Genomic DNA, 12,155 nt, shown 5'->3' with positions numbered 1-12,155 from the left:
TCCTCAAAACACCCTTAACCTGCCAAGGACTCTTTATCTATGAGCTGATTATCTTTTTGATCGGAACGAATAATTTCGTAAGGAAGTTGCAAAAGCTTGTGCTTTAGAGCAAGATCAACAATGACTCCATCGCGCACTCCCTGATCCACAACTCGTACAGATGGAACAGGGCAAGCATCACAAATCCCCAGAAGAATGGCAAGACCTGGTGGAACAAGCGTAAGATTTGATCCCTTCATTAAGGATCCTAATAAAAGCTTCCCACTGTCTAAGAGGTAATTTTCTAAACCTAATAATTGTGTGCGCCGCAAGATAGCCCCATTAACCTGTTCCCTGTCATAGACAGGTAAACCAAGAGCAAGCCCTGCCGCCGTTGTTGCCGTCCCCGAACACCCCACCAGCTGGAGCTTATGATTACGACTAATGTTTTTAAGGAAGTGCTGGCCAAAGCATGTGAGAACCTGATCCCGAACATGATGACGAATATTCTCCAAAACCCGGGGGATGTGCTGACCATAGTCATCAGTCAGGCGGACAACACCAAAAGGGAGAGAAAGTGTTTTGCATACTGTCATACGCTTGCGCTCTGTATCGTTCTCCACCAAGACTACCTCGGTGCTCCCACCACCAATATCAAAGACTATCGCATAGGATTTTCGGGGATTTATGTAAGAAAAACACCCACAAAATGACAAGTATGCCTCTTCTTCGGCTGTAATAATATCCAAATGAACATTGTGTTCCTTGCGAATAGTTTCACACAAGCGATGGCTATTATCAGCTACTCGACAAGCCTCCGTTGCGACTGCGCGCATGTGGTGTGGGTGATAGAGATTTACTATTTTCATGTACTTAGCAAAAACATGAACTGTTCGCCGCAAGGCGCTATCATCAAAAGCATTGCCCTTGGTAAGGTCTGTTCCTAAGCGTGTCGCAAAAGAATAGGCGTGCAGCACCTTCCAGATCCCGTTGCGCAAAGACTTCACAGAAAGCCGACAGGTATTAGACCCCAGGTCAATGGCCGCAAAAATTGTTTGATCACCCATAGCACAAGAGCCTCCCAACTCCCTACACTCAGTAAACCAAACTTTTCAGGGAAGCGGAAATGAAATATTTCAAGAATCACCGTCGCAAAAAAGAAAGCAACAGGATCAAAGACAAATACTCCGTCGCTGGGCGGCACCCATGATGATACAAGCGTAGATGATAAAGAGGACAATACTGGGAATGAAAACAAATAAATGCTGTGTATAAGGCAAAAAGGACATGATCCATGCGGCTCCAATTTGATGAACCATGAAAAAATAATATATGAGCACAACTTTTATGTGCGAAAAACCTATCTTAGTTAATATATGGAAAAGATAGTCACGGTGAGAATCCTGAATACGACGACGCATCACAAGACGACGTATAAACGTATTGATCACATCATTAATGCATGGCCACAACAACAAAGGAACTGTTAGGAGAGGAACCTCTCCCCCGGTCGACGAGGGAATAAGCAGGGCTAATCCACTGATGAAAAACCCCAACATTTGGCTACCGGCATCTCCCATAAACACACGGGCCTGGGGGAAGTTGAATATGTAAAACCCTCCAATACTCCCCATGAGAATAAATAATATAGGGGAGTATACGTATGATTTATCCCCTAACAGAATCAGTATACCAAATAAAAGTATAAGCATAACGCCCGAAGATAAACCATTGAGTCCGTCGATAAAATTAAAGCCATTTGTGCTACACACAATCCAAAGAACACCAAGGATGCTGCGCATATTATGTGTTTCCAGAAGACCCAAACCGGGAATATAGAGATTTTCCATAAACGGAACAGGGTTGTGGTAAATAAAAAAGGATGCCATGCAAAACTGAAAAACAAGACGCATCTTCCAGCTTAAACTGTAACAGTCATCCAACCATCCCATAACGCAAATGCCTGCGCTTAAAATTAAAAGTTCAATAAGGTTATTCACGTGAGGAATGCCAATTGCCAAGATGCGCACATCATTCGCAACCGTCAGAAAAATCAAAAGACCTACTGTCATTCCAACAAGGATAGCTAAGCCTCCACCAAGTGGAGTGGGGTAACTATGGGATGAACGCGCTTCAGGATAGGCATATACGCCACAGAAAGGAACAACAAGACAGCCCAGGAAGCTAGCACCAAACGCACCAATCAATGACACCCAACTTAGAGCGCAATAGACAGAAGGGTTCACAAGATAAGCACCCACAAGAACGATGCTCATCAGCATCAATGATGCTATCACATTTGACAAAGGAGGAAACGCACGCACACAAATACCATGTCTTTGAATGGCTGGGAGACCAGGATTCGAACCTGGGTCGCTCGGTCCAGAGCCGAGAGTTCTACCGCTAAACTATCTCCCATTCTATGCTTTTTTCTAGCACTTCTTGATAGTTTTGCAATAAAAAACGACACACTCTCCTTACATTTAAATTTAGGGATGGGCATGGATACTCCCTCACACGAAAGAGTATCGAAGAAAACTCAGAAAAATATAATCTCCGTTTACGCAGGAACATGAAGACAATAGAAAGAAGAAGCGATATTGCTCTTAGAACAAATGAGGGTTAGTGGACAAAGCACATGGCCTATCCAAGTGATTTGATTGATACACAATGGGATTTAATAAAATCTCATTGTGATACAAGAAACTATGATAAAAAGGGGCAGACATACAAAGAGAGCTTACTAATGCTGTTTTTCCATTATTAAAAACGGCTTTCATTAGCGCCTTTTGCCACATGAATATACTCGACGGAAGAGTGTTTCTAGTTTTTATATGAGAGCAAAGTAAAACGAAATTTGGCAGAAAATCATGAATCAAGGGATTGATAGGGAAAAAGGTTAAAGGGCGTAAACGCCATATGTTCAAGGACACCTAGGGACATATTTTGCATGTGAAAGTTCACGCAGCAAATACACATGATACTGTTCCAGGATACGGAGTTTTTGATGAGGCCGCCATAAAATACCCACCGCATCAACAGACACAACCCGACATCGGCATAAACTTCGCCATACCACCCTCAGTACCCGAGTATCATGGATTGGCGTGAAGCTCACAAGAAGCAGAGGAATAGAATTACCCACACCAGCCGCCGCAGCCCTGCGAAGTACTTTTCATCAAGCCAACGGAGAGGGGGTGTAATGGCACGAAACCCTGAGCAATTATCTAAGAAATTTTATGTTCCCTAGGAACTGCCCCCCGTATTTTGGATAATAAAATAAGTGAAGTAAAAGAGCCATATTCACTGGTCAATCATGAAATACACTATAGATGATGATTGTTGTTGGAATTGGAAAATTGCGTGTAACCCGATACGTTTTCCACACCCCTTCCCTTTTTATACTCTTTTAAAACCTAGACGGGGTTGGGTAATCCAAAATTTGATGCGGTCTATCCTCTGTAAGAATTGAATGATCTGTTGCCTTAGCGTGGATACCACTTCAAAGCCATGAATCATAAGCCACTCATATTTAAATGTCCGCCATAAAATACCTTGTAAAAAGCAATCCAGTTTCTCTAGAAGATCAAAGAATGAGAGACAATACCAAACATATCGATGTTTTTAGGAGCCTTACAAAACATATACTCAAAAATATGATTACTTGTTTAACTTAAATATTTTATATGGGCCTTCCTTACAAAACCTTCCACCAGTCTGTAGAGGGCATTGACTCTTTCAGTATCGTTATTAATCAATATTTCCAAATTCTTTAGACTATCATTATTTTCTTCCTACATCCGATAGTGCATGCTTCATGGTATCTATACGAAAAAGTCAGATATTGATTTAGTGATCATTCTTAAACCTACTCAGGCCATGCTGGTTGTTTGATTAGAAAAATCCGTACGCTCTATCTTCAAAGTATTATCCTAAAAAATGTGAAAACCTTTTCGAAATATTAAATTACGCTATTGATCCTACTTCGGAAAAAGAAGTTATTCTAAAAATTGTCAGCAATCATGACCAATGGTTAGAACATGCCTGGGCCAAATTTCTTGTTCTTCATGTTTAAGAGACAATATAAAAAGAAGGGGTAGCCTGGTGATCAAAAAGGGGACATCCAGCAGCACCTCAGCCCGCCTATCATGAACTAGCGCCCGATAATCAACCACAGGATCATGGCAGAAATTCCCATCATTACGGATCAGAAATCCTCCGCACCCCACTCCCAGAGATACTATGTGAGCGCCTCGTGAATGCCTTGATCGTTTATATATTGATTCACTTCTTTGCGCAAAGACTGCAGCGTCATATCATCTTTCGCCTCAATTCGAGCCACAATTTTGTCGGATGTATTCGAAGCGCGCAACAACCACCATCCATCGGGATATACAGCGCGCACACCATCAATATCAATAATCCGGGCTGTTCCCTGTTTCATGTACTGAGCAACCCTGCGTACAATTTCGTACTTCCGTTCGTAAGAACAAGCAACGGAAAGCTCCGGAGTATTGTATATTTTTGGAAGGCCATCATACCAGTGCGAAAGGGGTGTTGAAAGATTGGCGACACACCCCATGCAGCGCAATGCCGCGTAGAGAGCGTCATCAAATCCATAATAATCATCCGCAAAAAACATGTGACCACTCATTTCACCTGCGAGCAGTGCCCCACTTTCCTTGATCATTTGTTTGACAAAAGCATGACCCGTACGACACATACGTGCCTTTCCCCCAGCTGCCTCAATGGAATCAAAACACATTTGACTGGCTTTTACATCCGCCACAATAAGAGCTCCAGGGTTATTTTTGAGCACTTCTTGAGCGAGAAGCTGGAGCAACTGATCCCCATAAAACATGCGCCCCTTATCATCAACAATACCGATGCGATCACCGTCGCCATCAAAGGCTACGCCCAAATCTGCCGCCCGTGCAAGCACCTCCTCTTGAAGCTGCACCATGTTTTCCGGTCGTACAGGATCTGGGTGATGTGCTGGGAACGTGCCATCAATCACCGCATTCAGCACCGTGTGGGTTCCAGGAAGCTTGGCAACCAGGGCCTGCACAACGTCACCAGCAGCACCATTACCACAATCCCAAACGACCGTTAGGGGGCGTACATCAGCGTAACGGCTTGTATATTTCTCATACAATTGCTGCACATAGGGGTCAAAGATGGGCATAGTCGTGACCGTTCCCGCACCAACCGCAAACATTCCTGTTTTTGCTAATTGTGCAAATCGTTGAATATCGTCACCATAGAATGAGCGTTGGCCCAAGGTCATCTTAAAACCATTGTGATCAGCAGGATTATGGGAGGCAGTAATCATAATTGCTCCCCCTGCTGCGAAATGCTGTTCCGAAAAATATACAGCCGGAGTGGGAACCAAACCTACATTAAGCACATCAAGCCCGCAGGCCACTAGGCCTTGAATCAGATTCTTCTCAAGGGTTGGGGAACTTTCTCTTCCATCACGCCCCACACAGACGCGGGCCTCTCCCCTATCACGCAGGATTGTTCCAAAACACTGCCCCACAGCATAAGCATCCGCTTCACCTAAATTCTCACCGTATATCCCACGAATATCATAGGGCTTTAAAATGCGTGTATCAAAAGCATGACTCATGCAGGGGTCTTTCTGAAGGCTTTACGCCCAATGGAAATATAGTGTGCACCTGCTGCTTCCATTTCTGCCAGCGAATAAACATTACGCAAGTCAACAATGGTGGGAGAACGCATCAAGCCAACAAAGCGCTTCATATCGAGGGCACGAAACTCATTCCACTCCGTAAGAATGACAACGACATCTGCGTCTACAGCCACATCATAGGGGTTGGAACACCAAGTAACACCAGGCAAAAGTGCCTGGCCTTCTTTACGTCCTTTTGGATCAGAAACAGCTACCTCTGCTCCTTGATTGAGAAGAGCCGGAATAATAACCAAGCTCGGGCTATCCCGCATATCATCGGTGTTTGGTTTAAACGTCACCCCAAGAACGCCAATTTTTTTACCCTTTGCACCCTCGCCACAAGCATCTATCACGCGCTGAGCCATCATGGTTTTTCGTTCAGTGTTAGCGCGCGCAACGGTCTCTACAATGGACATTTCCACCCCTCTGTCTTTGGCTGTCTGTAGCAAAGCAAGAGTATCTTTAGGAAAACACGACCCCCCATAACCAGGGCCCGCATGCAAAAAATACCGGCCAATACGCTTATCAAGACCAATCCCGTGTGAGACAACCTGCACATCAGCGTCTGTGTGTTCACAAAGGTTTGCAATCTGATTAATAAAGCTAATTTTCGTGGCTAGAAATGCATTAGCAGCATACTTAATCATTTCTGATGACTCAAGTGTTGTCACCACGATGGGTGTCTCATTCAAAAACAACGGTCGATACAACTGGCGCAACAGCGTTTCTCCATGGGTTGACTCAACGCCCACAACAACGCGATCAGGGTGCATAAAATCAGTAATTGCAGCACCTTCACGCAGAAACTCTGGATTTGAAGCAATCTCAACATCTGCGTTGGGGAAACGCGCATCAATAAACCTTCGAATGTTCTGTCCTGTTCCCACCGGTACCGTGGATTTGGTCACAAGCAGGGTCTTAGGACCCACTAAAGGGACAATTTCTTCAATGGCCTGAAAGAGATAGCTTAAGTCTGCGTGACCATCGCCGCGACGCGTGGGCGTGCCCACAGCAATCAGCACCACCTGAGCCGAACGCACAGCTGTCTTCACATCTGTTACAAAGGAAAGTCTCCCACATCGCATATTTTCTGTGACCATAGTGTCAAGACCTGGCTCGTAAATAGGAATAATTCCCTTATTCAAGTCAGCAATTTTTTCTGTATTTTTATCAAGACACGTAACGTGAAATCCAAATTCAGCAAAACAGGCACCTGAAACCAGTCCCACATACCCTGTGCCAACGACCGCAATATTCATCAAAAACCTCGCTCAAAACGCTTTTGTTTTATAGTAAAAACCCCGTTCAAACACAAGCATTAGTTTGCATATACCCATCCTCATTAGGGAACAAGCTCTATTAATAGGGCACCTCTATTCGCTCTTCTGCAAAATAAAGGGCATCGATGGCGGCCATCCCAATGCCAAAAGCTCTGGCGCTATTATTTCCGGCAACGAATGAAGCCTACGGTATTGGTGTATTCTTTTTGGCTAAGACCTTTTGCATTAACCGTGAAAGAGCATAATTTTTAATGTCCTCTGCAAACACCCATACACCCTCACTTACAGTGAGCGGCGAAAGAGATTTAGGGACACTCACCACATGCAAAGTAAGACGCAAATGACTAAAGGTGTGCTCTACAGAGCCAAAGCCAGTGCCATATGTAAGAGGGGACACAAGAGAACGGACCTCTTCTTGTGAGGAAACCCAAGAATTATGGAGATCTTTTGTGTTTTTTTCTGCTTGATCCCAGCGGGGAATCGTGGGGACCTCATACAGCCCCCCAAGAAGACCCCTTGCTGGGCGTTTTTGTAAAAATATTCGCCCTTGTTCATCCGTCACAATAAGAGCTGTGCAGATGCGTCGTGGCACATTTTTTTTTAACGCGCGTTGCGGATATAACGTCACTGTTTCTGATACAAATGATGCGCACTGATCACTTACAGGGCATCGGTCACAATCAGGGTTGCGGGGGGTACAAATCATTTGGGACATATCCATCAGTGCTTGAGCAAAATCTCCTGGACGCCTGAGATCAAAGCGCTTTTCGTAAGCAGTAACAATAGCTGCACGATTTTTAGGAAAAACCCCAGGAATACTGGCCACTCGGGCCATCACCCGGACAATATTTCCATCAACAACCGCCACAGGCTCACCAAAGGCAATGGCTGCAATCGCTGCGGAAGCATAGGATCCGATTCCAGGGAGCTTCGTTAGCTCATGAGATGTACAGGGGAAAACGCCCCCGTATTGAGACACAATAATGCGGGCACATGCATGTAAGTTTCGCGCACGCGCATAATATCCCAAGCCCTGCCACATATGCAGCACATCGTCCTGAGTCGCCTGTGCTAACTCTTGCACTGTCGGCCACTTATCAATGAATCGCTCAAAGTACGATCGCACAGTCGACACCGTTGTTTGCTGCAACATAATTTCGCTTAGCCAAACGTGATAAGGATCAGGAGAACCATAGCGCCAGGGCATTGTTCGCTTATAGGCGTCATACCACCGCAATAACGTGTGGGAAAATATGTTGTTTATCATGACAGGTCATTTCGAGTAAGGTAAATGTTACAATGTACATAACAGATATTAATAAGTAAGTCCCGTGAGCAAATCTCTCGCACAACTTGTGCCCAAAATTGCACGATCATCCCTTAAAGGAAGTGACTCTAAGCAAGTCCTGATATGGCAAAATTGGGATCATATCTTAGGTCCATTTGCGGGAAAAGTGACACCACACACCATCACTAAAACGCCTGGGGGCACTCTTATCGTGCATGCTGATAGCAACACCGCTCTCCATATTCAGTATCACGAACCGCAAATTCTTGAGCGCATCACAGCTCTTGCCGGTGCTGATCAAATCGTGCGCATCAAGGTCATCAAAACGTTTATGGCTCCCGTTAGTGCCTCTGCCGTCCCGAAAGCCACAAAAACTGCCCCGCGCGCTAAAACTCTTGAGGATGCCTTAGCAAGCTTGGAGAAACATCTCGTGATAAAAAAATAGGTGAAAATTTGATCGTGATTTTTTGATCATAAACAAAAAAATTAACTTTATTTTTATAAGTACTTGAAACAATTACTAATAAAATTAAAAACTTAGAAATCAAAATATGCGAAAAATATTTTTTTATGTTCTTGTTTTTACACTGCTGCATGAGCCAGTCAACGCTCTTACCCTTCCACAAAGTACCAAAGAGCAAATTCTCAAGGATTACAAAGGAACTAGCGATAAAAAAACAGAGGAACGAGAAAGAAACCTTCCCAAGTCTCTGGTTGCGACAATCAAGCAAAAAATTATCCAGGAAACAGGAGCAAGAAGAATAGAAAAACTGAGCCATGAAAGCTTTAAAGAACTTGTGAATCCTTACCCCACATATGCACAGCCAACAACCAGCTTCCCAGTGCTTTCACACAATCAAGAAATTTCAGTTGCTGTTGCCAATCTACCTGGCAATCGATTAGCTTCTCTGGAGAAGTATGTTGCTGATAACCACGATTCTTCACAAAAGATCGATGAAGAAACACTCCGACGCTTGGTTGTTCAGTACCTACAATCCATCGACTTAGATAAGGCAGTTGTTGCCACAACAGCGACACCGCAGGGATTTTCGGTTGATATAAAGCATCTTCATGTTGAAAAAATTTTTATTACCGGCGAGCAAGAAATGTTTACTCGTGAAGCCCAGGAAATTCTGGAGAACATATTTTCACAAAATCCCCTCACGCGCGGCGATTTTGAAGAAGTCATGATTCGTTTGCGTGAATTACCCGCTTACAACAAATGTCACATAAACTTCGTGCCCCTCACAAATGAAACGAATCTTGGCGTTCTCGTCAAGCTCGTCAAAAATAAGGTAAATGTTGTTCACGCGGATGTAAGCAACAATTTGAACAAAAGAATGGGGCCATGGAACACCCGTCTTTCTTACACCCATAGCAATACATTCGTGGCACACGATAATCTCACATTGTTTGGGGGAATTGCGCGGAAAGCCCAGCAATTTTCCTACGGCGGTTTTGATTATAATCGTTTTTGGGGGGTAACCGATACGCGCGCGGGGGTTGCACTCAATATCTCAGAGATCAATCCCGGCGGTGATGCGGAGCTCAGCAATCACAACATCGACAGCCGCAATATTTCCACCTACCTTATCAAGCCGCTTATTACGACCGTCAAAGAGCGTCTTTTTATAATGCCAAAAATTTCATTTTTTGAAAATAAAAACTCCTATCACAACAACCAAGTAAAGAACAACACCTATCGCACGGAACTTCAAGTACTTACACGCTATGTGCGTCGTGATGAATGGAGTGGTACAAATATTATTAACCTTACCTACACACAAGGCTTGCATATGGGGCAGGACAAAACAAGTCTTTCTTCAGACAATAATTTAAGTGCGCGGGCGGTGAATATTGATATTTCACGCATCCATGAGCTTACAAAAGAATTTAAAGTTATCCCCGCCTTTGAAATGCAATTTGCCAATGGTCGCCCAGGCCCAGCACAAAACTACTCTTTTGGATCAAACAACACCGAAAATGCTTATAAAAACTCACCAATAAATGGCCAAAGTGGTTATAAAACATGTATTCGAGGTGTGTATCGTGACATGCTCTACGCTTACTACGCATACGGAAACATTAAGGATAAATCCGGGAAAATCCATCACAAGGAGGGCATCAGTGCAACAGGTTTTGGTATAACCTATCCAATCTTGAAAGACATTACTTTGGACATGGAGTATGCTATTCCCCTCAAACGCAAAACATTAAACGATACACATAAGAAAAAGCTGTTTGTTGCCTTAAAGGGTAAGTGGTCCTTTTAGGTAGTTACGCCCCTTTCATTTTTTAGAAAGGGGAAGCGTTTCTGGTACTTTCGTGGCCCAAATGGAAATTTTCATTCAAACGATAATTGTATCCTTGTACAAGTTGTGTGAAAGCAAATGACAGAGTCACACGCATACCTCCCGTTCTGTTTTCTTTCGCTTACGCACTTGTATTCTTGGGAGGAAAGTGTATATCAATACTCATGAAACACTACACATATGCCCCTTCCAACCGTATACTTATGGCGGAGACAGTCTCTCTTGCCAAAACATTGCCGATACTCGGTGTTGTTAATACGCTTATTCTTCCTTATGGGACTGTGTCTTTGATGCTTTATACTGATCGGGATATGCGAGTCTTTAATCGGGCACTGCGCACACGCAGCAAGCTTATAGGCATCGTACAAGAACGTTCTTCAGTCACAAGGCAGGGGTTGCGCATACACGCCACAGTACGTGGGCAAGTACGGATACCCATTTTTCAGACAGGGTGTGTAGCAACAATCCAGGGCTTTCATGATTCTGATGAAGGAGTGCTTGTGATTCTCCAAGGCGTTTGTCGTTTTCAAATTAGCACACCCTACCTTACACCCAACCGTCATTTGTATCATGTGTGCTACGATGCATTTGAAGCAGATACGTTTCATCCGAATGATCCACCATCAAGTCATGGAAACCTCCTATCAACACTAACAAAGCACCCAGAGCTTTATAATGACGACCATGAAGTTCTGGATGATTTGTTTCACGCGCCATCAAATAAAATTATCACTAGCCTTGTTCAGTCATCAAACTTTAATGCAGGGGAAAAACAGGCCTTGCTGGAGTCAAAAAGCACTGATGAGCGCTGTTCATTAGTCACCACACTGCTCGAGGTTAACCAACCAGGCACACACATTACGCGCCACTAAAAGGAACTTCCATGCCTGATCTTCACCCCTCAGAACTAACCCGGGTACTTGTTTGCCCCGTGACGCGCAAAGCTCTTGTGTATGATCCTGAAACTAACGAACTCATTAGTCAGTCGGCTAATCTTGCCTACCCCATCCGTGATGGAATTCCAGTTATGCTTCCTGAAGAAGCGCGAAAGTTGGAAACCCATCCAGAGCGCAGGAAACAAAATACCTAGAACGCATAGGATTCTTAAGAAAAACGGGAAAAAGTTTAGAAAAATTGGGATACGTGGTGCCCCCGGGGAGACTCGAACTCCCACATCCGAAGATAACAGATTTTGAGTCTGCCGCGTCTACCGATTCCGCCACAGGGGCACGTATCCAGTGCATATTAGTCGGATCTTCTTTTTCGTCAAGAAAAAAGACAAGCTGCAGACACACACCTTACAGCGTAAGGGCTATTTTCTCTGGATCATTAGCGCGTAATCCTTCGTTGTGTGTGCAGACAAAAATATCCCGCGCAAGAGCCCTATAGCCAGGATGCCACGCATATTCTTGTATGCTATCAATCCACGCATAAATCGTATGTTCGCAAGTGAGTATTATCGGCAACGTGGGAAACACAACATTCGTCAGGATGGGTAAACTGACATAATGGTGTACGGTTTTTGCATTGGTTATGGGGAGACGCTTCGCACGCATAAGAAAAAACCCCCAACAGCTCTATCAAGGAGCACTCTTTTCTTTCTT

The 12,155-nt window shown here is 44.1% G+C and carries 10 protein-coding genes and 2 tRNA genes; 4 read left to right on the top strand and 8 right to left on the bottom strand.

All coding sequences use genetic code 11. The features are described 5' to 3' along the window. Positions 1 to 14: 14 nt before the first annotated feature. The 6 genes from H6849_02755 to mutY form a co-directional block, all read right to left on the bottom strand. Positions 15 to 1,046 (bottom strand): hypothetical protein, encoded by a 1,032-nt coding sequence (locus H6849_02755; GenBank protein USO01005.1) that lies wholly within the window; start codon positions 1,044 to 1,046, stop codon positions 15 to 17. A 105-nt stretch (positions 1,047 to 1,151) separates the two neighbouring features. Next, the gene (locus H6849_02750) at positions 1,152 to 2,261 is read right to left on the bottom strand and encodes an undecaprenyl/decaprenyl-phosphate alpha-N-acetylglucosaminyl 1-phosphate transferase (GenBank protein USO01004.1); all 1,110 of its coding nucleotides are present in this window, start codon (positions 2,259 to 2,261) and stop codon (positions 1,152 to 1,154) included. Between the two features lie 62 nt (positions 2,262 to 2,323). After that, positions 2,324 to 2,397, bottom strand: a tRNA-Gln gene (locus H6849_02745). 1,822 nt (positions 2,398 to 4,219) lie between these two features. After that, complete coding sequence (locus H6849_02740; GenBank protein ID USO01003.1) at positions 4,220 to 5,608, bottom strand: phosphomannomutase/phosphoglucomutase; 1,389 nt, start codon at positions 5,606 to 5,608, stop codon at positions 4,220 to 4,222. After that, positions 5,605 to 6,930: a UDP-glucose/GDP-mannose dehydrogenase family protein gene (locus tag H6849_02735; protein USO01002.1), complete on the bottom strand. Its 1,326-nt coding sequence runs from the start codon at positions 6,928 to 6,930 to the stop codon at positions 5,605 to 5,607. The genes H6849_02740 and H6849_02735 overlap by 4 nt, the downstream gene beginning before the upstream one ends. Before the next feature lie 205 nt (positions 6,931 to 7,135). Then, positions 7,136 to 8,218, bottom strand: coding sequence for an A/G-specific adenine glycosylase (gene mutY, locus H6849_02730; GenBank protein ID USO01001.1), 1,083 nt, complete (start codon positions 8,216 to 8,218; stop codon positions 7,136 to 7,138). Positions 8,219 to 8,282: 64 nt separating this feature from the next. On the opposite strand from mutY, the gene H6849_02725 reads away from it, so the two are divergent. From H6849_02725 to H6849_02710, 4 genes are all read left to right on the top strand, one after another. Beyond that, a complete protein-coding gene (locus tag H6849_02725) occupies positions 8,283 to 8,684 on the top strand; it encodes a DUF721 domain-containing protein (GenBank protein ID USO01000.1) in 402 nt (133 codons plus the stop codon). Between the two features lie 106 nt (positions 8,685 to 8,790). Continuing rightward, a complete protein-coding gene (locus H6849_02720) occupies positions 8,791 to 10,512 on the top strand; it encodes a hypothetical protein (GenBank protein ID USO00999.1) in 1,722 nt (573 codons plus the stop codon). Positions 10,513 to 10,715: 203 nt separating this feature from the next. Further along, positions 10,716 to 11,423, top strand: coding sequence for an LON peptidase substrate-binding domain-containing protein (locus H6849_02715; protein ID USO00998.1), 708 nt, complete (start codon positions 10,716 to 10,718; stop codon positions 11,421 to 11,423). Between the two features lie 11 nt (positions 11,424 to 11,434). Then, a complete protein-coding gene (locus H6849_02710) occupies positions 11,435 to 11,641 on the top strand; it encodes a Trm112 family protein (protein USO00997.1) in 207 nt (68 codons plus the stop codon). A gap of 54 nt (positions 11,642 to 11,695) precedes the next feature. Here the strand turns inward: H6849_02710 and H6849_02705 are convergent. Continuing rightward, a tRNA-Leu gene (locus H6849_02705) sits at positions 11,696 to 11,780 on the bottom strand. Positions 11,781 to 11,849: 69 nt separating this feature from the next. Beyond that, complete coding sequence (locus tag H6849_02700; GenBank protein ID USO00996.1) at positions 11,850 to 12,107, bottom strand: hypothetical protein; 258 nt, start codon at positions 12,105 to 12,107, stop codon at positions 11,850 to 11,852. Positions 12,108 to 12,155: the final 48 nt, after the last annotated feature.

The sequence above is a fragment of the Alphaproteobacteria bacterium genome, assembly GCA_023898725.1.
GTDB lineage: Bacteria > Pseudomonadota > Alphaproteobacteria > JAUHZC01 > JAUHZC01.
Note: the sequence above shows the minus strand (reverse complement) of the source record. Positions and strands in the feature narration are given on the sequence as shown.

Bases quoted from the DNA above. Each gene is read 5' to 3' on its own strand.
- H6849_02755 (USO01005.1), bottom strand. From the start codon at position 1,046: ATGGGTGATCAAACAATTTTTGCGGCCATTGACCTGGGGTCTAATACC.
- H6849_02750 (USO01004.1), bottom strand. From the start codon at position 2,261: ATGCTGATGAGCATCGTTCTTGTGGGTGCTTATCTTGTGAACCCTTCT.
- H6849_02740 (USO01003.1), bottom strand. From the start codon at position 5,608: ATGAGTCATGCTTTTGATACACGCATTTTAAAGCCCTATGATATTCGT.
- H6849_02735 (USO01002.1), bottom strand. From the start codon at position 6,930: ATGAATATTGCGGTCGTTGGCACAGGGTATGTGGGACTGGTTTCAGGT.
- mutY (USO01001.1), bottom strand. From the start codon at position 8,218: ATGATAAACAACATATTTTCCCACACGTTATTGCGGTGGTATGACGCC.
- H6849_02720 (USO00999.1), top strand. From the start codon at position 8,791: ATGCGAAAAATATTTTTTTATGTTCTTGTTTTTACACTGCTGCATGAG.
- H6849_02715 (USO00998.1), top strand. From the start codon at position 10,716: ATGAAACACTACACATATGCCCCTTCCAACCGTATACTTATGGCGGAG.
- H6849_02710 (USO00997.1), top strand. From the start codon at position 11,435: ATGCCTGATCTTCACCCCTCAGAACTAACCCGGGTACTTGTTTGCCCC.
- H6849_02700 (USO00996.1), bottom strand. From the start codon at position 12,107: ATGCGTGCGAAGCGTCTCCCCATAACCAATGCAAAAACCGTACACCAT.